22 protein-coding genes are annotated in these 20,193 nt (G+C 46.4%); 13 read left to right on the top strand and 9 right to left on the bottom strand.

The features are described 5' to 3' along the window. Positions 1-36: 36 nt before the first annotated feature. Positions 37-225, top strand: coding sequence for a CsbD family protein (locus tag QUA78_RS05315; protein ID WP_333303238.1), 189 nt, complete (start codon positions 37-39; stop codon positions 223-225). Between the two features lie 291 nt (positions 226-516). On the opposite strand, the gene QUA78_RS05320 is transcribed toward QUA78_RS05315, so the two are convergent. Together QUA78_RS05320 and QUA78_RS05325 are read right to left on the bottom strand one after the other, a co-directional pair. Next, a complete protein-coding gene (locus QUA78_RS05320; protein WP_333303239.1) occupies positions 517-2,472 on the bottom strand; it encodes a calcium-binding protein in 1,956 nt (651 codons plus the stop codon). Between the two features lie 464 nt (positions 2,473-2,936). Continuing rightward, the gene (locus QUA78_RS05325) at positions 2,937-4,070 is read right to left on the bottom strand and encodes a cob(I)yrinic acid a,c-diamide adenosyltransferase (RefSeq protein WP_172186209.1); all 1,134 of its coding nucleotides are present in this window, start codon (positions 4,068-4,070) and stop codon (positions 2,937-2,939) included. A 227-nt stretch (positions 4,071-4,297) separates the two neighbouring features. Here QUA78_RS05325 and fraC point away from each other — a divergent pair, with 227 nt between their 5' ends. From fraC to QUA78_RS05370, 9 genes are all read left to right on the top strand, one after another. Continuing rightward, positions 4,298-4,816 carry a filament integrity protein FraC gene (gene fraC, locus QUA78_RS05330; protein WP_172186210.1) on the top strand — a complete coding sequence of 173 codons (519 nt, stop codon included), beginning with the start codon at positions 4,298-4,300 and terminating at the stop codon, positions 4,814-4,816. Between the two features lie 5 nt (positions 4,817-4,821). Further along, positions 4,822-5,820 (top strand): DUF5357 family protein, encoded by a 999-nt coding sequence (locus tag QUA78_RS05335; RefSeq protein WP_333303241.1) that lies wholly within the window; start codon positions 4,822-4,824, stop codon positions 5,818-5,820. 250 nt (positions 5,821-6,070) lie between these two features. After that, on the top strand, positions 6,071-6,844 hold the full coding sequence (locus QUA78_RS05340; protein WP_333303242.1) for an ABC transporter permease: 774 nt from the start codon (positions 6,071-6,073) through the stop codon (positions 6,842-6,844). Between the two features lie 162 nt (positions 6,845-7,006). After that, on the top strand, positions 7,007-7,849 hold the full coding sequence (locus QUA78_RS05345; RefSeq protein ID WP_333303243.1) for a Uma2 family endonuclease: 843 nt from the start codon (positions 7,007-7,009) through the stop codon (positions 7,847-7,849). 20 nt (positions 7,850-7,869) lie between these two features. Beyond that, the gene (larE, locus tag QUA78_RS05350; RefSeq protein ID WP_333303244.1) at positions 7,870-8,697 is read left to right on the top strand and encodes an ATP-dependent sacrificial sulfur transferase LarE; all 828 of its coding nucleotides are present in this window, start codon (positions 7,870-7,872) and stop codon (positions 8,695-8,697) included. Between the two features lie 249 nt (positions 8,698-8,946). Next, complete coding sequence (locus QUA78_RS05355; protein WP_333303245.1) at positions 8,947-9,576, top strand: DUF4178 domain-containing protein; 630 nt, start codon at positions 8,947-8,949, stop codon at positions 9,574-9,576. 8 nt (positions 9,577-9,584) lie between these two features. Then, a complete protein-coding gene (locus QUA78_RS05360) occupies positions 9,585-11,033 on the top strand; it encodes a spermine/spermidine synthase domain-containing protein (RefSeq protein ID WP_333303246.1) in 1,449 nt (482 codons plus the stop codon). Further along, entirely contained in the window at positions 11,023-12,291 is a 1,269-nt protein-coding gene (locus QUA78_RS05365; RefSeq protein ID WP_333303247.1) for a peptidoglycan bridge formation glycyltransferase FemA/FemB family protein, read from the top strand. Before QUA78_RS05360 ends, QUA78_RS05365 begins: the two co-directional genes overlap by 11 nt. Then, complete coding sequence (locus tag QUA78_RS05370) at positions 12,288-13,133, top strand: DUF350 domain-containing protein (RefSeq protein ID WP_333303248.1); 846 nt, start codon at positions 12,288-12,290, stop codon at positions 13,131-13,133. The genes QUA78_RS05365 and QUA78_RS05370 overlap by 4 nt, the downstream gene beginning before the upstream one ends. A 297-nt stretch (positions 13,134-13,430) precedes the next feature. Here the strand turns inward: QUA78_RS05370 and QUA78_RS05375 are convergent, their stop codons facing one another. Further along, entirely contained in the window at positions 13,431-15,293 is a 1,863-nt protein-coding gene (locus QUA78_RS05375; protein WP_333303249.1) for a polysaccharide biosynthesis/export family protein, read from the bottom strand. A gap of 329 nt (positions 15,294-15,622) precedes the next feature. Between QUA78_RS05375 and QUA78_RS05380 the strand changes: the two genes are divergently transcribed. Then, on the top strand, positions 15,623-16,324 hold the full coding sequence (locus tag QUA78_RS05380; RefSeq protein WP_333303250.1) for a class I SAM-dependent methyltransferase: 702 nt from the start codon (positions 15,623-15,625) through the stop codon (positions 16,322-16,324). A gap of 11 nt (positions 16,325-16,335) precedes the next feature. On the opposite strand, the gene QUA78_RS05385 is transcribed toward QUA78_RS05380, so the two are convergent. From QUA78_RS05385 to QUA78_RS05405, 5 genes are all read right to left on the bottom strand, one after another. After that, positions 16,336-16,689 carry a DUF4864 domain-containing protein gene (locus tag QUA78_RS05385; protein WP_333303251.1) on the bottom strand — a complete coding sequence of 118 codons (354 nt, stop codon included), beginning with the start codon at positions 16,687-16,689 and terminating at the stop codon, positions 16,336-16,338. 22 nt (positions 16,690-16,711) lie between these two features. After that, positions 16,712-17,002, bottom strand: coding sequence for a type II toxin-antitoxin system RelE/ParE family toxin (locus tag QUA78_RS05390; protein WP_333303252.1), 291 nt, complete (start codon positions 17,000-17,002; stop codon positions 16,712-16,714). Continuing rightward, positions 16,990-17,325, bottom strand: coding sequence for a hypothetical protein (locus tag QUA78_RS05395; protein WP_333303253.1), 336 nt, complete (start codon positions 17,323-17,325; stop codon positions 16,990-16,992). Before QUA78_RS05395 ends, QUA78_RS05390 begins: the two co-directional genes overlap by 13 nt. A gap of 137 nt (positions 17,326-17,462) precedes the next feature. After that, on the bottom strand, positions 17,463-17,684 hold the full coding sequence (locus QUA78_RS05400; RefSeq protein WP_333398634.1) for a hypothetical protein: 222 nt from the start codon (positions 17,682-17,684) through the stop codon (positions 17,463-17,465). Further along, positions 17,671-17,943, bottom strand: a complete 273-nt coding sequence (locus QUA78_RS05405; protein ID WP_333398636.1) for a BrnT family toxin — start codon at positions 17,941-17,943, stop codon at positions 17,671-17,673. Before QUA78_RS05405 ends, QUA78_RS05400 begins: the two co-directional genes overlap by 14 nt. A gap of 63 nt (positions 17,944-18,006) precedes the next feature. On the opposite strand from QUA78_RS05405, the gene QUA78_RS05410 reads away from it, so the two are divergent. Both QUA78_RS05410 and QUA78_RS05415 read left to right on the top strand, forming a co-directional pair. Further along, positions 18,007-18,645, top strand: coding sequence for a histidine phosphatase family protein (locus QUA78_RS05410; RefSeq protein ID WP_333398637.1), 639 nt, complete (start codon positions 18,007-18,009; stop codon positions 18,643-18,645). Between the two features lie 145 nt (positions 18,646-18,790). After that, positions 18,791-19,558: a YebC/PmpR family DNA-binding transcriptional regulator gene (locus QUA78_RS05415; protein WP_333398639.1), complete on the top strand. Its 768-nt coding sequence runs from the start codon at positions 18,791-18,793 to the stop codon at positions 19,556-19,558. 9 nt (positions 19,559-19,567) lie between these two features. Here QUA78_RS05415 and QUA78_RS05420 read toward each other — a convergent pair whose 3' ends face one another. After that, complete coding sequence (locus tag QUA78_RS05420) at positions 19,568-20,170, bottom strand: Uma2 family endonuclease (protein ID WP_333398640.1); 603 nt, start codon at positions 20,168-20,170, stop codon at positions 19,568-19,570. Positions 20,171-20,193: the final 23 nt, after the last annotated feature.

Raw genomic sequence — 20,193 nt, forward strand, 5'->3', positions numbered from 1 at the left:
CATATATTAATAATTGTAGAGTTAGAATAAAAAATTATGAGCATTGAAAATAGAGTCGAAGCAACAGCGAAGAATATTGAAGGCAAAATCCAAGAAGCTGTTAGCGAAGTTACAGGCAATCAGAAAGATAAATTAGAAGGTCAAGCCAAGCAAGACCAAGCATCAGCAATTCACCTGAAAGAAGACCTCAAAGATAAAGCAAAAGAGATTGTAGACAAAGCTTAGTAACAGTATTTGCTACAAGTTTCCTGCCTACTCAATCCAGCAAACCTATCGTTTGCTGGCTTTTTTTTGATCGCCCAAACTTGTAGGATCCGTGAGGGGGGCTATTAGTGTCAGGCAAACACCTCGCGATGCAAAGAAACTCAGGCTCCCTGACGCACCCTGTTCCACTAACAATCGCTGCAATAAAAAAAAGCCAGGGATTGATATCCCCAGCTCTAAACATACCAGAATTAGTTTTGAGAGTTGGTAGGGCGATCGTTTCAGAATCGACCCCACGCACTTTTACCCAAATTAAATCAGGGTAATGTCAGAAGCCGTCACGCCCGGTCTGCCATTCAGAATTGCCAGCGTAACGCCTGGGTTAGCACCAGCAGTACCGTCAGGGTCAAATCCTAGTCGTCCGGTTCCATTTTCATAAAAGAGGAACGCATCTGACGCGGCAGCCCCGGCTGGACCAAAACTGCTAGTGTAAGCGCCGTTCTCAAGCACCAAGAACGACCTCGAAGAAAGTCGATTCGTACCTTCGACTGCACTCACGCCCGGGAAGCCGTTGAACTGCAAGATCAACTTGTCTTGACCGACAACAAAATCTCCGATTTGGTCTGGCTCACTACCCAATGTGCCGCCCTCGCCGAAGTTGTTGTAGTAGAAGCTGTCATTGCCGTTGCCACCAATCATCGTGTCAGCACCAGGCCCGCCGCCGAGAGAGTCGTTGCCGTCACCCCCGATCAAATAGTCCTTACCAAAGCCGCCCAGTATCGTGTCGTTCCCAGCGCCACCATTTAAGGTATCGTCCCCGAATGTTGCGTTGGATGAGTCGCCGAACAGTATGTCATCCCCGCTACCAGTAGTTATGACATCAGTGCCGTTGCCGCCAGTAATGAAGTTGCTGCCTAAAGTATCGGTAATGAAGTTGGCGACTGTGCCGCTAAAGGTGACGCTGGTAGCATAGGAGATGATGTCGTTACCCGCAAAGTTGCCAATCACGCGATCGAACTGGCTGCCAAAGATGATCGTGTCACTTCCCTCGCTACCGTTCATGAGGTTGGTGACGGTGAAGGTGCTGCCAGTAGGATTAGTGTAGCCAATTAACAGATCGTTGCCCAGCCCGCCGTCGAGAGTAACCAAAGCAGTACCAGTACCAGCAAAAATAGCCTTGGTAGCATCGATAGTATCGTTGCCGTCTGCACCGGAGGCTTGAGTAAAGCTACCGCTCAGGCTGTCGTTGCCATCACCGCCGACCATGGTATCAGTCGAATAAGCTGCAACGATCGTGTCGTTGCCCACTCCGCCGTCGAGCAAGCTCCGACCCGCGAAGCCTGGAAATGAACTGGAGGCGCCTACGCTCGAAATTGCAACTACCGTTGACGACACGATGAAGTCGTCGCCTCCACCTCCGAGGGCAGTATCCTGCGCTGCAAAAACCCTGATCGTGTCGTTGCCGTCCCCGCCGTCAAAGAAGTTTCTGCCGCTGCCAAACTCGCCGATGGCGCCGTAGAGAGAATCGTTGCCCGCACCGCCAATCAAGCTGGTTCTTTCAATGCCGACCGTGATGACGGTCGAAGCAAACGGGCTGGCTTGGGTACTGTTGGTAATGACTAAGATGTCGTCGTCATTATCGCCGGACAGGTAGCTGCTGCTGGCCACACCTCGTAGCGTGTCGTTGCCTCTACCGCCAAAGAGACTGTCTCTTACATTGATACCTACAACCAAGTCGTCGCCCAAATCACCCCGCAAGTAGTTGCTGCCTTCATTGCCAGCGAAGCCAATAGCCACGCCACCAGGTAAAGAGAGGTTGTTGCCACCGCCTGCGATGAAGAAGCCGATCGCGTCATTGTCTTTGCCGCCGTAGAGGGAGTCTCTTCTCTGCGCCCCTCCCAGCAGCGTATCTGCGCCCTGATTACCAAATATCAGGTTAGCTTCGACAGTACCTTGGAGGAAGTCTTCTCCCAAACCGCCGGCCAGGGTACCCTGGGATTCAGCGACTATGGTGTCCGAGCCTGCCTCGCCGAACAGCAAAGCCGGAGTGCGCTGGGATCTGATTGAGTCTTCATCCTCGCCGCCGTACAGGGTATCGTTCGGGCCAACTGAAACCAGAGTATCGTTATCGGCTTGGCCAAATATTAAGCTGCCGCCCAGGGTGGAAGTTCTAACGAAATCCGCCCCGGCTCCGGCGAATACTGTATCCGGCCCTAGTCCCGGAAGGTTTAAATCTAGTTGATTAGGATTGTCATCTAACGTTGTCATACAGCTTCACTCCTCTACTTGTTGGTCATCGCTTGTGCGACTACAGACACTGCCTAGAACACCGAATGTTTGGATGCCGCTGTAGTTTAACCTGTTTGCCAGCCGCAAGTCTAGCCTACTGGCATTAACCCTGTCTAGACTTTCTCCCTCGCGGACTTTTTGCTTGTAAGCTTTTATTTTCAATGTCTTCACCCTTTAATAACCCTTTTCCACAGTCTCAGGTGCTCATGCTCAAGAAGACGTGGCTTATATTCTTAATGTTCCATTCTGGATTGGCGGTCGGGGATCGCGTCCGGGGCAGGAAATTAAAGATTAAAAAAGGCAGATCTGGGTGATCGAGAAGACAAGGGAAATTGGGATATTTGTTACTTGGTAACAAGGCTTTGTGGCAATTTCCGGTTTTCCAGGCAGGGCCGTCATTTAATAATTCTGATCCCGGATCGAACTCCGTACCGCTCCGGGCTTTAAAAGTCTACGCCCCGCTTTAGTTCTACGCCCCGATCGCCGTAGTGTTTGTGACAGTATACCTCGGAGTGTACGCTTGCCAAGTCAAAGTAAGCGTGGGGTTTGTGGCACCGCCCGGTGATAATAATTTCTGTATCCCGGGGCTTGCGTAGCAGGGCTTCTACGATCGGCTCTACCGACAGCAGTTCTAAGTCTACTGTGGGATTGAGTTCGTCGAGAATAATCGTTTTGTACCAGCCGCTGGCGATCGCACATTTGGCGATTTCCCAGCCGCGTTCTGCTTCAATGCAGTCTAACTCTTGCTGTTGCCCCCGCCAAACTATAGCATCCCGGCCGCACCGCTGGTGGTCTACTAGCTGTGGGTAGCTTTGCCGCAAAGCAGCGATCGCCGCATCTTCTGTATAACCGGTGCCGCCTTTGAGCCACTGCACGATTAACACGCGGTGAGATTGGTCTTGACTGATACCCCTACCTATTGCCTGCAAAGCTTTGCCCAAAGCGCTCGTAGACTTGCCTTTGCCCGCTCCCGTGTATATTTCGATACCCGCAATCTGATGCTCTGCCGCTGCGGGGTGATAGTGGGGCTTCATTTCTGAGTGCAAGTCGGCAATATCCAGCAAAGCTTCGGGGGCCGCTCGACCTGTGGCGATTACTTCTAAATATTCTGGTTTGTTTTTGAGGGTTTGGACTACTTCGTCCACTGGCAGCAAACCCAAGTCCAATACGGGGTTTAGTTCGTCTAGTACCACCACGGAATAGAGCTCGCTGGCGATCGCTCCTTTGGCGATATCCCAGCCTCGCTGAGCTTCTGCGCGATCGAAGCGGGTGATTGCTTCGGCCCCAAAATATTCGGCTCTGCCGGTGCGCACTTGGTCGATCAAGTGCGGGAATGCCCGTTGCAAGGCTTCTATTGCCCCGTCTTCGTCGTAGGAGCGGCCGGGGCCTTTGAGAAAGCGCAGCAACAAAACTCGCGTGGGCGAGTCAGAATTGATACCCAGCCCGATCGAGCGCAACACTACTCCCAAAGCTGCCTGAGACTTGCCTTTACCAGCGCCGTCGTAGACGTGAATCTGACCCGCAACGCGTTCCGACCGGGATGAGGCTGTCCGAATACCAATGCCATTCCTTACCATAATCAGCAGTTATTTGAGTCTGTATCGGGGTGGGTATTCGATCGCGCGCCTTGAATGTTTAATTTTTCCATTCTGTTGGCGGATCTCCAAAGATTATACGATAAGTCCTAACCCCCAATCTTTTAAGCAGCGATCAAACGCAATCAGGGGCTCAAACCTGCGGTTAAGATTATTCCGCTTGTGCTGTACAATTAAAACTTAACACGGGCTTATATACCTGAAAGCTTATGATTGCGAGTGTTTTCCCATTTCGGACTGTTTTGGTGCAAATTTTAATTATGTTTTTGGCGATCGCGATCGAATCGTGGTTTCTGCAAAAACTACTTAAACTCGGTCCCAAAACCAGCGTTGAATATACAGCCATCCTCAATCTATCTTGCACTTTCGTAGGCTGGTTAGTTTTCTTCGGCATTGAAAGCGTTCTTCCCAAAGATTTGCGGGAACAGCTTATCGGTTATATTTTATTAGGTCGAGGGCAGGATGTTTACGCTCGAATAACTATGATAGCAGTCTCAGTATTGGCAGTAACTTTTATAGCTAAATGGCAGGGATTAGGAATCATAGAAAACATAGTTTTAGGCAATAAAAAAGCTTCCAAAACTCAGTTTTTAGGGCCGCCCACTCTCACCCGCCGTCCTCCCAAAAAAACTTTTCAAGTAACTACCCAGTTGGGGGGAATTTTAATCGCCCACACGGTTAGCAATTTCGTTATTTTAACCGTGTTGTTTTTGCAAAGCGTCAATTGAAATATATGATGAAGCAATTTTTTGATGCCACTCAGCAACTCACTAAGCTGACGAACAACCTTTGGGAAACCAATAAAAAAATCCAAAAGGCGATGATTCCGCCTAAAGTGGTCCACTGGAAGACGCCTTTACTGCTCAGCATCTTTTTAGCTTTGCTGACAGTGGCGGCAGTCACTGACTGGCGGACGAGAACTCTGCTTTTTGATATGAGCTGGTTATTTTTTACACTTTCAATGGGTTTGCTGACCAGCCAGCAACCTTTTGTAATTAAAGGAGTAAGTCTGAGTCCGTGGGTGACAAGCATTTTAATTGGCTTGTGGTTGCTGGTAAGATTGCCGGCGGATAGGAAGGAAATAGCATGGATATCCGGCCCACTTATAGCAGTAGTAATTCTTGCTACAATAGAGGTTTGGAATAGCGAGTCAAAACGGGAAAGTATCAAGTCGTTGGTGCGCCCTCAGTTTTTGATAATTACCCTAGTTCACCTGCTGTTTTCCTGTTGGTTTGCATTTCACTTTTTAATTCAAGGTTGGATAGAACAGTATCCAAGCGTTTTATCGCAGGATTTGAGGAAAAGCGATTATGTGGTGACATTTCAACAGCCAACTATTAATCGCTCCCGAGGTGTTGTCATCCTCAATGCCATGGAGCGATACCTGCAAAATGAAGCCCGCACAAAACCGTGGGCGCAGGTAGAGCAAATGTTAATAGATATTGACAACGAGCGATTTTTTCTGCGGAATCAAGCCTTAAAAACAACTGGGATAGTCCCAGAAGATGCGAGCTGGGATGTCAAAACTTCGATCGTCCAAGGAGACTCCCGCTATCAGTTAGAGATGCAGGCAACTTGGCTGGGGCTGGTTTTTAGACCGGAAATATATTCGTTTACCAAATCTTGCGAGGTGTTCGAGATAGGCAATAGGGCGACTGTAAGCTGCGATGCGATCAAACGCTCTCAACCCGGACAGAAAAAAGATGGAACTGCGGGAGACAGTCAAGTTTAAGCCTGTCTCAGGCAGTTAGGAGAGTGTCCCAGAAGAAAGGGGAAGAGGGGGAGATGAGGAGAGTGTCCGAGCCAGAGAGGGGGAGATGGGGAGAGTGGAAGATAGGGGAGAATCTTCTGTCGAACCTCGGACTTCTTCGCTCAACATCCAATCCGTTAAATCCGTTAAATCCCGATTCACTGCGCGTTGCCGAACTTCATTCTTCCTTATATTAAAGTATGGCGAAAGTTTCCAGCGGGTTAATAACTAGATGAATTTGAGAAGAATCTTGACAGTCGCGACCAATGTATTTTGGGAAGTAATTCGCGATCGCATCCTTTACTTAATTATTATTTTTTCTCTGTTGATGGGAGCCTCAGTACGGTTGATACCGGAATTGGCTGCGACAACCGAGAATAAAATTATCTTAGATGTCGGTTTGGCTGCTATGAGCATTCTCGGTATAATTGCCACAGTCTTTGTGGCTACCGGACTGGTCAACAAAGAAATTGAAAAGCGGACTGTTTACCTGTTAGTTGCTAAGCCGATAAGTAGGGCTGAGTTAATTGTGGGCAAGCACTTAGGGCTGTCAGCGGTGCTGGCGGTGCTTGTAGCAGCAATGACTCTTATCTATCTGGCTATTCTGAGTTTAACCCGCATTCCTTACCCCTTGGGAAGCATTTTAATCGCTTCGCTGTTTGTCTGGTTTGAGCTGTGTCTCATGGCCAGTGTCGGGATTTTATTTGGGGTATTCAGCAGTTCGCTGCTGGCAACTTTACTGACATTTGGCGTTTATTTGATGGGACATTCGACGCGGGATTTAGTGGCTTTGGGCAAGTTAACTAAAAATCCTGGCATTGAACAATTGATGATGGGACTTTATTTGGTTTTGCCGGATTTAGCCAGATTCAATTTGAGAAACGATGCTGTTTACGGACAAGTTCCTTACTTAGCGGGTTTGATTACAGATGCTGGCTACGGTTTGCTGTATGTGGTGCTGCTGCTGTCAGTTGCGATCGCCATATTTTCCCGTAGGGAATTTTAAAGCGCGCATTCCGCAGCTTCAGGGTAATTGTTTGTAGTGAGGACTTTAGTCCTCACTACAAACCAATTTTATTATCTACTTAGCGCGCTAAGATATAGACAAGGTTATCGATCGCCAATCTCGCCTAAAACTCAAACTTTTATTGGTAAAATGAGGTGACTTATGACTACTGTAATTCACAAACCGATATCGCAGCTCAAGATTACTTGGCCGCTGCTACCCGATGATTTCATCCTACCAGACGACCCCGTGGAAAATATAGAACATCCTTTAATCTCTAACGGTTTGCGGCAGTCTGTAGTGGATTCCCCGGAACTAATGCAAGACGCACTAATAGTTTCTAATTTTGCTTTGTGCGCTGCTGTGGACGATCGCACTATTTGCAAAGCCCCAGACTGGATGTACGTGCAGCCGGTTCAACCTTGGCCTCACAACTATCCCCGCCGCAGTTACACGCCTCATACCGAAGGAACAGTGCCTTTTGTAGTGATGGAATTTCTATCAGCTACTTACGGCGATGAATACTCTGTCGAACACACAGAAGAAATCGGCAAGTGGTTTTTTTACGAACAAGTAATTAAAGTTCCTCGCTATGTCATTTTTCGACCGCATACAGGCAGAATAGAAGTTTATGCGCTAGAATCAGACCGTTACGACAATCAAAATCCTGATGAAAACGGCCGTTATTTAATACCTGGATTAAATCTATTTTTGGGAGTGTGGCAGGGAAGTCGCGAAGGTAGAACAGGATATTGGCTGCGCTGGTGGACGCAGGGCGGAGAACTGCTTTTGTGGCCGGAAGAAAGGGCAGAAAATGAACGCCAGCGGGCAGAAAATGAACGCCAGCGGGCAGAAAATGAACGCCAGCGGGCAGAAAATGAACGACAGCGAGCCGATCGCCAACAGCAAGACAAAGAGTTAGCCGAGACGCTGCTGGAACAGGAAAAACAGCGAAACCAAGAACTTTTGGCCCGCTTGGCAGCCCTCGGCATCGATCCAGAATAGCAGTAATCAAAGTTGAAATCATGTTAGTCGAAAAACTAGAACAATTAAAAACTCTCTTCGCACAGATGGAACAGGCTTTGATTGCCTATTCCGGCGGAATTGACAGCACTTTGGTGGCAAAAATCGCTTTTGACGTGTTGGGCGATCGCGCTTTGGCAGTGACGGCTGTTTCCCCGTCTTTACTGCCCGAAGATTTAGAAGATGCGCGCATTCAAGCAGCAGAAATTGGCATTTCCCACGAGGAAGTAGAAACTCAGGAAATGGCAAATCCCAATTACACTTCTAACCCGGTTAACCGCTGCTATTTCTGCAAAAGCGAACTGCACGATACTTTGAAACCGCTAGCACTAGCAAAGGGTTATCCTTATGTGGTGGATGGGGTTAATGCTGACGATTTAAAGGATTACCGTCCCGGAATTCAGGCGGCAAAGGAACGCGGCGCGCGATCGCCTTTAGCAGAAGTAGGAATTACTAAATTTGAAGTGCGACAATTGGCAAAAGAATTGGGTTTGCCTTGGTGGGACAAACCGGCGCAGCCTTGTCTGAGTTCCCGCTTTCCCTACGGCGAAGAAATCACCGTCGGAAAGCTGCAAAGAGTGGGGCGCGCTGAACGGTATTTGCGGCAGTTGGGACTGAAAAATCTGCGAGTGCGATCGGACGGAGATACGGCGCGCATTGAGTTACCCGCAGAAGAGATTCAGGAGTTTGTGGTAAAGGCAGATTTGCCTGCATTGGTGGCGGTGTTTCAAGAGTTTGGTTTTGTGTACGCGACTTTGGATTTGGAGGGGTTTCGCAGCGGCAAATTAAATCAGGTTTTGCAGCCGGAATTGTTGGGGGCGAAAACCTAAATAAATTGGCAATAAATGGTTAGATAAATTTCGAGAATATAACCTCCCAGACTTCTCGGAGAAGTCTGGGATCTGAGATCGGGCAATCAGCCTTTAATAGCCATAATATCTCGATCGAGTAAATCTTTATAACATAAATTAACCCCGATCGGCGAAAATGTAAATAATAATGAAGCTAATAATCGATCGCTTGGCAAGACTTCCTGCCATATAGTAAACTCAAAAAAAAATTAATAAAATACAAAGATTGTGATCTCTACTGGAGTTCAAACTCAATTAGAACAGCTACAGGCGGGCGATCGCCTCACCTACCGCGGCGTCCGCTGGAAAGTCAAAGATGCCAGCACCTACGCTGACGCTAACGGCTACCAAACAGCAGAATGGTTGCTGCGATCGCCCGACAAGCAAGAACATTATCTGCTGCGCGAAGTTGACCCGGCCAATCCAGAAACTATTGTCCATTGGTATCTGGCGGAGGAAATTAGCAACCCCCAACTTTTTGCGCCCTATCCTCTTGAGAATACGGTCAATTACTTGTGGGAAAATATGCAGCAACTACAGCCGCCTTATCCCGAATTGCGACTGTTCGGCCGTTCTTATTACTTAGAGTCCCAAACAGAAGGAAATTATCAGGGACAAGCAGGGACAAGCAACCGCATTACTTGGGACTACTGGGATCGATCGCACCAGAAAAATTTAGCGATCGAAGCTTGGCCTTCTGGAGACTTGCACGTTTATTTGTCTAAGGTTGTCAATCCCCAAGACTTTTCGGAAATTGAAAAAGGTGCAGGTAAAAACTCTCGTGCTTTTCCTTGGGATCAGTTGATAGCTGCATCGATAACTTTAATAATCGGGATTTACTGGCTAATATTTGGATAGCGGAAGAAATGCCAACTTCTTTATTTATTGAGCATCGCACTAACGGTCTAGCTTTCTACATCAACGGCGATTTGCAGTTCGATACTGGTGATGAAGCTGTTTATCACGAATATTTGGTCGTACCTGCTGTTGCTTTGGCAGTGCAGCGATTTCCTCAAACTAATTTGCGAGTCTTAATCTGCGGGGGAGGAGATGGATTGGCCGCGCGAGATGTGCTGCGTTTTGCTGAAGTTGGTGCCATTGATTTAGTAGATTTCAGTTCGGAAGTGATTGAAATGGCAAATACGGTATTTTTGCCGTACAATCTAGGAAGTTTGAAGAGCGATCGCCTGACGGTTCGCATCCAAGAAGCTTTTGAATTTGTGGAGGCTGTTCCCGATAATTCTTATCACGCTGTCATCTGTGATTTTACATATCCTAATACTGCTGAAGAGACGGCTATTTACAGCCGCGAATGGTTCCAAGAAATCAACAGAATTCTGATTCCCGACGGCATTGTTAGCACAAATGGAGTATCGCCGGAAAAACGCGCGCTGGGTTTTTGGTGTTTGTATCAAACTTTACTTTCTGCAGGCTTAACAGCAAAGCCGTTAGCAGTAAAAATACCCTCCTTTGAGGAATGCGGCTTGGGGATTTGGGGTTTCTTGTTAGGTTCGCAGCGGGCAATTAAGAGAGAGGAAATAAAGTCGATCGCCCTGACCGATAGTTTAGAATCTCTGACTCGCAAACAGTTGTTTAATAGCTTCAATTTCCCTGAAAATATTGCTATGTATCGCCGCGATATTGCCATCCACACATTAGCTTGTCCGCAACTGTTTTATTATTTACTAAATCCTGAAATTCCATCGACACCAGCCGCAGAAAATACAGGTGAAACTGTAGATTTTCTGGACATTGAAGAATTAGGAACTGGAATTTTAGCCAAGGGCGATCGCCTCCAACTCGAATCAATTGTTAAAGCTTGGTTGGAACAAATTTATGAATCTCCCAACGCAGCAAATCACCGAGATTTTAGCAAATTTCTGCCCGTTCAACACCGCTACCACAGCCCGCAAATGGTTGAGGAGTGGCAGATCTACTTGAAACAAGCCCTAGCAGGGGTAGATGTTTCTCGCTTGCTGAAGGAATTGTTAGATCGATCGGCAGAACTTCCGCCTAAGTTTGCCAACAATTGCAAGCAACTAGCGACACAAATTAAAACCGGTCAAGCTTTATCCAAATTGCCGCCGCAAACAGCACAATTTATCATCACACTATCTGTCGTTTTATTAATGGCTAATCTCTTGACACCAGACGCTGTATTTGCTAAAGGTTTTTACAGCGGTAGCAGTTCTTCATCCTCTAACTCTAGTGGAGGTGATGGTTCTGGTTTCACTAAAACTGTAGGTTTCATTACCAGTATAGGTGCTTTATATTGGTTGTGGAATCTTTTATTTAATAATTCCGATGATGAATAATTCGGCAGAAAATTGCGATTCTAGTTTGACGGTGAAGTCAAAATCTCAGTTAAGTATTAGGTTGCTGAATATCGATGAGCGATATCTTTGGGATAATTTAGCAAAAACTGCACCTTTTGGATGTTTTATGCAGGGGTCGGCTTGGGCAGATTTTAAGGAATTGGAAGGATATAAAACATTTCGCTACGGTTTGTTTGAATTGAGATGTTGTACAATTATTAAAAACGGGCAAGATGCCCGTTCCACAACACAAGAAATTGATTGTGGAACAGGCATCTTGCCTGTTGCTGATATTGATGCGGGCCGGCTAGAAGCCCACCCCACAAGAAATAATTTTGATTGTGGAACAGGCATCTTGCCTGTTGCTGATATTGATTGTGGAACAGGTATCTTGCCTGTTCAAGCACAGAAATTAATCGGTGGGTGTATCTTTTATTACTATCCTCATCCCGACAAAGCTAATTTATTGCTAGGGACAGGCGGGCCGATTTTACCTCTAGAATATCGGGCAGCAGGGATGGAAATGTTGTTAGAAACAGCAAGAAAGCTAGCGAAAGAATTAGGAGCGATCGCCCTGCGGATCGAACCCATGTGGCAAGAAAAACCAGACTATTTAGCAGGGTTCGCGCGGGCTCCTGCCGATTCGCTGCCATCGGAAACGCTGTTAGTTGATTTGCGTCCTTCCGAAACCGAAATATTGGCGGCGATGAAGCCAAAAGGTCGATATAATGTGAATTTAAGTCAGCGGCGAGGTGTGGAAATAGAATTTACAGCAGATTCTCAAGCTATTCCTTTATTTTACGATGTTTTTCGCCAAACAGTAGAACGCCAGCAGTTTTTTGGAGAACCTTACGGCTTTTTTATTAACTTATGTCAAACTTTATTTGCCGCACAAATAGCTGAAATTGGCTTGGCGAGGTGGCAGGGAAAATTGCTAGCGGTAATGTTAGTTGTTTATTGGGGCGATCGCGCTATTTACTTGTATGGCGGCAGAAGTGCCGAACACCCGGAAGTAATGGCAGCTTACGGATTGCACTGGAGCGCGATCCAAAGAGCGAAAGTTAAGAATTGTCAACTTTACGATTTTTACGGTTTTACTCGCAACCCCAGTCACGGATATGCAAATTTTTCGCGTTTTAAAAGCCAATTTGGAGGATTTTCAGTGACAACTACAGGCGCACATGATTGCTTTTTTTACGATCGGCTAGCAGATACATTGATTAGCTTGTTAAGCAAAATGGAAGGAGAAAATATATGAGTCAATGGATGTTAATTATTTTGGAAATAGCGCTCGGGTTTTTGCTGTTTTGGCTCGGACAGCTAGCTTACCAAAAATTGTTTCGGCGGCGGATGGAATTAAATTTAGAACTGTTTGTCAAAGATAATCCGGCTGTGGCGATCGCCTTAGTTGGATATTACTTTGGGATTGTGATTGCTTTGGGAGGTGTTTTAGACAAAACCTTGTCCAGTTTCCCAGATCAACTGCTGAATTTAGCCAGCTACGGATGTTTGGTAATTTTGTTGATGCTAGCAGGAGCCTGGGTGGGCGATCGGCTGATTCTCAAAAACTTTGACTGCGATCGCGAAATCATCCAAGAACGCAATATTGGTGCGGCTTTTGTAGAAGCTGGAAATCACATCGCCAACGGCTTAATTCTGAATGCTGCTTTAGCGGGAGAAGGCGGCAATTTATTAGTAGGATTTGCTTGTTGGGCGATCGGATTGGGAGTGTTGGTTTTAGCGAGCGCTGTTTATCCCCGCTTCGCTAAATACAATGTGTTCCGAGAAATAGAAAAGCGCAACAACCCTGCTGCTGGCATAGCTTGTGCAGGATTGTTAGTGGCTACTGGCAATATTGTCAGGATTGCCTTTGCTCCTGAGTTTCAAGACTGGGTAAGCAGTTTTAGAGTTTACGGGTTAAATTTGCTGTTTTGTTTTGTATTATTGGTGGCCATTCGCTGGTTTGCAGATTTGATATTAGTACCGGGAGTCAAAATTTCTGATGAAATTGTCAATCAGGAAGTTCCTAATTTAGGCGCAGGTTTAATCGAAGCTTTTGCTTATATTGCCGCTTCTTTTTTGATTGCTTGGTCTTTCTAAGAAAATAACATAACTTGAGGTAAGTTAAGTCAACCTAATTAAACGCAAAATGCTCTTGTTTTAGATACTTGACTTATTAAAAAAGCAGGGTAAACGCATCTAACTACTAAATTCCCATATATAGCGTTTGAGTTGAGACAAAAGCGCTACAGGTTGAAAAACCGTTCTCAGTAAACAACAATAAAGCCAAGTGCGCAGTGCTAAAACCCCTCGTTATTGACAAGATGCGTTTACCCTGGTTAAAGAAGTCGGGTAGCTGCGTATTCTTTTGTTTTAGCCGTTGCTTACTTATGATGTCTAAGGAGCTGGCTGAATTTGCTGTGGCTGCATTTGCTGCTGCTGATTTTGGAGCAGAAGTTGCTGCTCCTGGATTTGAATTTGCCGATTCTCAAGATCTATTTGCCGCTGCCTGTCTTCAAGTTGCAGTCTTCTGTCTTCAAGTTGCAGTCTTCTGTCTTCAGCTTGCTGCAATCTATCTTGACGTTGTAGCTCTCTTTCTAGCAGTCTGTCTTCACGTTGCTCTTGTCTGTCTTGACGTTGTTCGCGAAGCTGTCTGAGTTGATTTCTCCGCTCGAAATCCCCTCCCAAAAATAAGTTTTGAAAAGCGTTGATAGTTGCTTGAAACCCAGTAAAAACGCCACTAACAGCGCTGATCCCAGTTGCAGCTCCTGCGATCGGCTGCAAGAAACTGTTGATATTGTCTGCTACCCTAGTATAGCCCGATCGCGCTACCAGAATCACATCGTTGTTGCGAAGAGTTGGGTTATTATTAGGATTCAACCCTTGAGCAAAATCCACCTCGATCGTGCGGCGAGAAACAGTACCGTTGGGGTTCAAACGCAATAGTTCTACCTTGTCTTTTTTAGCCCGCAATTGATTGAAACTGCCTGCGGTCAGCAAAGCTTGGTGCAGGGATGTACTAGGCCGCACCTGCAAAGCCCCAGGCCTAATTACTTCTCCTACAATATTGATGCTAATCGCGTTCGGAGAAAAACTGCTATTTGCGACTTGAGAAACTTCAGCTAAGTCTACAGTAGCTGCTGTCGGGATAATCACGCTATCTCCTTCTTGCAGCAAAACATCTTGAGTTGCGTCGCCTTTTTGCAGCAAATCCCACAGATTTACCATGATAGTTTGTTCGTTGCCACCTCTGATTCGGCGGCGGATTTGCACGCGGCGAATGTCAGCTTCAGTAGTGATACCGCCAGCAATTTTGAGCGCTCTAGTTATCGTTGGTAAACCGACAACTGCTCCTTGCTGTTGCTCGATGCTGACAAAACTCAGTTCTGTTTGTTGGTTGGTCGATCGCAAATCAGCAGCAGATATAGTGTAAGGCCCAGGCCTGTTTACCTCGCCGACAATTACCACGCCAATTGGTTTAGTAATATCAGCGGAAAAATTAGCACTGGCTCTTTGACGGACTTCTTCAGTATTGAGGGCACTTGCTGTCGGTACAAAAATTGTATCTCCATCTCGAATGGTAACGTCTTGACGCAAATTTCCCGTGTCTAAAAAATCCTGCAAATCAACATTAGTAACTTGCTCCGACCCGCCTCTGCGGGGACGGCGAATTTGGATATTTCGCATATCTCCTGCTGATGTCACCCCTTTTGCAAGTTGCAGCATTTCCATCAAAGTCGGGAATTTTACTCCTCCTCCTTCTCTAGTGGGATTAATCTTGTAGGAACCCGGGCGAGTAACTTCACCGGCAAGACCTATATTTAGGGGGCGAGCGACGACCAGAGTCACGGTAATAACGGGAACATTGATGAAAGGTTCGTATCGCTTGGTAATCACGTTAGCGGCTTCTTGCAGCGTCAACCCTTGAATTGGGACGCTGCGAATGATTGGCAAATTGAGCGTCCCGTCAACTAACACTTGATATTCCTTGCTGAATTCAGGGACACCGAAGATCTCTAAAGCAATGCGATCGCCCGAGCCTAAAGTATAAGCTGCTTCTTGTGTCAGCGAACCAACATTGCCGATCGGCGGCAAACTCGAACCCGCAGGTGGCGGCGGCGGTACTCTCGGTGGGTTTGGGTTCCTAGCGGGCGCAGGATTTCTGATGGCAGGCAACTGAGCTCTACTGGGCAGCGAACTCAATAGCACCAGGAGTGCTGACAAACTAAGACTTTTAGCGGTTTGAACGGTATGTTTCATCTTTCTTCCCTGGTTGCAGCCTGCCAATGAACGAGAGCAATTTACCTAGTTAATTTTAGTTTATTTTCTCTGCTGTCCAGTGTAGCCTCGCTTCGCTGCAAAATCCACAGGTGGAAGCATAAAAATAGTGCGATCGCACTTAACTATTTTGTACCTTGTTTGTAAAGAAACTGTAAAGCCCGCCAACTGTTCTCAGGATTAGGAACTCGTTTGAGAAAAAATATTCATACATAACTCCGGATACAAATCAACCCGCCCAAGAAATGGATAAAAAAACGCCCTGATTTGAGGTAAAATGTTAAATAATTCTCTCAGCAGGACAAAGACAAGTGTCACTAAAATTGGATCGAGTAATTCCTTGGGGACGCTGCTTGGATGAATACATAGGAATGTTTAGCTTGACATCAAGTGACCTCAAGCTAGCAATTCTTGATTGTGCCGGCGGCCCGGCAAGTTTCAATGCCGAAATGACTCGCCAAGGTAAAAAAGTAATTTCTTGCGATCCAGTTTATCAGTTTACTGCGGTGGAGATTGGCGATCGCATCCAAGAAACATATCAAACTGTCATTGACGGTGTTAAAGCCAATTTAGACGGCTATCTGTGGAATAATTTTGAATCGCCGTACCAGCTAGGCGAAGTGCGAATGAAGGCGATGCAGGAATTTTTAGAAGATTTTCCATCAGGCTTGCAGGAAGGCCGCTACCTGAATGCCGATCTGCCAGTTTTGCCTTTCGAGAACAGTCACTTCGATTTAGCTTTGTGCAGCCATTTCTTATTTGCTTATTCTCACCTGCTTTCCGAAGAATTTCATCTGGAAGCAATAACAGAAATGTGCCGGGTTGCAAAGGAAGTCCGGGTATTCCCTCTATTGCAGAGTTTTAGCGGGGAGGAATCCGAACACTTAAATCCGATCGCCACAGAATTGAAAAATAGAAATTTTAGTGTAGAAATTCAAGAGGCTCCCTACGAGTTTCAAAAAGGCGGGAATAAGATGCTGCGAGTTAGCAAAAAAATCTCAGCTTCAAAGTAAGTATAACTTATTTATGCTGTTATGGAAACCAAATAACAGCCATTAATTCGCCAACTATTATCCAACTGTTTTTCCATAAGATAAATGGCTCTGATTGGGATGCCTTCAGAGTCCAGCAACAGCACCGGCTGAGCGGGAATCCCTTCTACTGTGCCGAGGTTTTCAAATAGTACCGATCGCGGACGGTAGACAGCTTCATAGGCAATTTTTACCATGTGCATAAAGTTTTCTGCTGTGCGAAACTGCTGCTGAATTCCGGGACTGGCGAAGGAAAAAGCGAGCGCAGCATCATCTTTTTGAAATGCTTGTAGTTGCTGTTCTACGACTGAGCGAATGGTAGCGCGATCGCTATCAGTAATGTGCATAATTTTGATCGGAAGAGGCAATTTAGGTGGGACGTTGTTGTCGTCCGTGGTAAATCTGTAAAATCAGGACTTCATCGTTTAAGATAGCGTAATGCAGAACAAAACCAACTTTCCCAAAGGTCACAATTAGTTTGCGCAGACCAGGGGTTTGTTCAACAAGCGCGCCTCTTTGCGGGTATGTCTGCAAACTTTCTCCCACCTCTACAATCTTTTGAATTGCTTTAATAGCAAGATTGGGGTCAGTTTCAGCCAGGAATTGGCGATGCCGATCGAGTGCTGTTAAGGCTGGGCGCGTCCAAATTACTGAGGGCATGGCAATTCGCGATCGCTCCCTAGACTATCTGCCCATTGCTTAACCAGATCGTGCCCAATGCCCGTCTTGTTTGTCTGGTAATCTTGCAAGGCTGCGAGACTCTTGGCGATCGTTTCTTCTTCGCTGAGGGGTTGAAACTCGTTTGCTGTGTCAATTTCTCCCCACTGATAGCCCTCCGTTTCCTCGGCAATTTCTGCGATTAGGCGTTCAAAGTCGCTGAGATTACCGTTGGACTGATTCAGCCATGAAAGCACGATCGCTTTTACCGAATCGCTGGGCATGGCTTGAATTTGGGCGTGGAGTTGCTTTATAGATTGAGCCATTGGACAATACAGAGTGACTGATGTAATTTTAGCGCAGTGTCAAATAGTTGCACAAACTATAAGGCACAGTTGCGATAAAATTAATTAAAGACTTTAAAGCGACCCCACGGATCGATCCGGGGGCTTATTTCGCGATCTTATTTCTCAGATACCACGTTTTCTTTAGTAATTCTAATCAAAAACCGCAGAGCTTCATTCACTGCTTCAGAATCGGGAAACATCTCTGCAACATCCGGTTCTAAACGAATATTTACACCACCAACGGTCTTTCGTCCAGAGCCTACCCTTCTTACACGCAACTTCCTCAAATCATATTCCGACCGAAGCTCATCGTCCATCCCTGTTTCATCCTTCTTCATAAACTTCTCGCTCCACTCGTGTTACTTTTCTGGCGCTAATCAAACGAAGAAAATCTGCTCTTTCTGTATACGACACTATCAATAAATTACCTTGCTGGGACTCTCCAACAATAATATAGCGATCTTCTTCATCAGAGTGATCCGGATCGTAGAAATCGACGTAGAGGCGATCGTCAAAAACCGTTTTGGCTTCCTCAAATGAGATGCCATGCTTGGACAAATTTACCGCAGCCTTGTTTTCATCCCACTCGAATTTCATAAAGATCCTAAATCAGCATCTTTGATATAATATTACACCTAGAAGCCAAACTAAAACCAACTCATGCCACAAACAGTCTGGATCGCACGACACGGAAACCGCATCGACTTCGTTAACCCCGACTGGTTTCTCACCGCAGAACACCGCTACGATCCCCACCTTTCCAAAGACGGTCACGTTCAAGCCAAACAACTCGCAAATCGCCTCAAAGGTGAAGGAATTTCTCATATTTTCGCCTCCCCTTTTCTGCGAACCGTCCAAACAGCAAATCACGTGGCCAACGCCCTCGATTTGTCAATAAAACTAGAATGGGGACTGTGCGAATGGCTGAATCCCGAATGGATGACGGAAATGCCGGAAACCCTCTCCGTCGAGGCTTTGTGCTCGCGTTTCCCCAGAATTGACCCCTCCTACAAACGCGGCATTCCCAACTATCCAGAAACAGCCGAATATTGCCTCAACAGGGCTGGGGAAACTGCCAAACGCCTCGCCGCTGAGTTTCCCGAGGATATGTTATTAGTAGGTCACGGTGCGTCGGTTTTAGGAACTGCGATCGGGCTGGCGGGCGGTGCGGAAACGGAAATTAACGCTTCTCTGTGCTGTTTGGTAAAATTGGTGCGGGGTGAGGGAGAATGGTCGATCGCAGTTAATGGCGATACTTCTCACTTGACTGACTCTGAAGCCGCGATCCGGTTTAATTAAAGTTGAGATTCGTGCGAAAAATCGCATTTTATGCTACGTGTGTAAGGTGCGCCGAGGCCCACCTGACGTTAATCCGATCTGTGAGAATCTCGGTGTTATTATTTAATCTCGCTCGCACATTTTAAATCGAAAATCTTAAATCGGTATGGCAGGACACAGTAAGTGGGCGAATATTAAACGCCAAAAAGCTAGAGTTGATGCCGTTAAAGGCAAGGTTTTTGCTAGAATATCTCGCGAAATTATTGTCGCGGCCCGCAGCGGAGTTCCCGATCCCGCTGGCAATTTTCAACTGCGGACGGCTATAGAAAAAGCCAAGGCGGCGGATATTCCTAATGAAAACATAGAAAGGGCGATCGCCAAAGGTGCTGGCTTGGCGGGGGGGAGTTCGGAATTAGAAGCTATTCGCTACGAAGGTTACGGCGTTGGCGGAGTTGCTATTCTGATTGAAGCGCTGACAGACAACCGCAACCGCACGGCGGCTGACTTGCGAGAAGCTTTTACTAAAAATGGCGGCAACCTGGGTGAAACTGGTTGTGTGGGCTGGATGTTTGACCACAAAGGAGTTTGTACGGTACGCGGCCCGATTGATGAGGAACAATTGTTTGAAGCGTCGCTAGAGGCGGCTGCGGAATCTTATGATTTGATATTAATTGATGAGGATACTGAAGGTGCAGAGGTATTTACAAGTGTGGCTCATTTGGAACAACTGGCAGATGTTTTGAAACAAAAAAAGTTTGCAGTTTTGCAGTCGGAAAATCGCTGGATTCCGAGCAATACAGTGGAAATAGACACTCCTGAAAAAGCTCGATCGCTCCTTAAGTTAATGGATGCACTGGAAGATTTGGACGATGTGCAAAGCGTGACGGCGAATTTTGAAATGACCGATGAATTGATGTCTTTGAGTATGGTGTAACGATCGAAATCACCAGATTTTTGCCATCCGCAAGACAAATCCCGGTAACTCTGGATCAGCGCTGACTGTTTCAGGATTATCTAAGATTTCAGGTTCGCTATCGGGACGGTAGATGTAGACTTTTCTGTTTTTGCGATCGAGCAAAAAGCCGAGCGATACACCGTTCTCAATATATTCTTGCATCTTGTTTTGCAATCCCTTGAGAGTGTCACTAGCAGACCGCAATTCAATCACAAAGTCTGGACAAATCGGTGCGAATGAGGCTTTTTGTTCTTCAGTTAAAGCCTTCCAGCGCTCTAGTTTAATCCATGAGGCATCGGGGGAGCGGGTTGCTCCATTCGGCAAGGTAAAGCCTGCACTGGAGTCAAACGTTTCACCTGTGCCATCTTGTTCTGCCCAGTTCCCCAATTGTAGGGCAATCTTACCGTTTCGATTCCCTGTATCTGAAAAGGCTGGTGACATGATAATGACTTCCCCACTGGCAGTACGCTCAATTCTCAAATCGCGATTAACTAGACAGAATTCATAGAACTGTTCAACAGTCATCGATTGGATCGCAGGGAAATTGACCGTCAGGGGGACGCTTTCGGTTTGAATTAGCAGCGTCGTCATGGTTTTTCCTCAGTTGGTGCAGG

It is taken from the genome of Microcoleus sp. K4-B3 (genome assembly GCF_036704615.1).
GTDB lineage: Bacteria > Cyanobacteriota > Cyanobacteriia > Cyanobacteriales > Microcoleaceae > Microcoleus.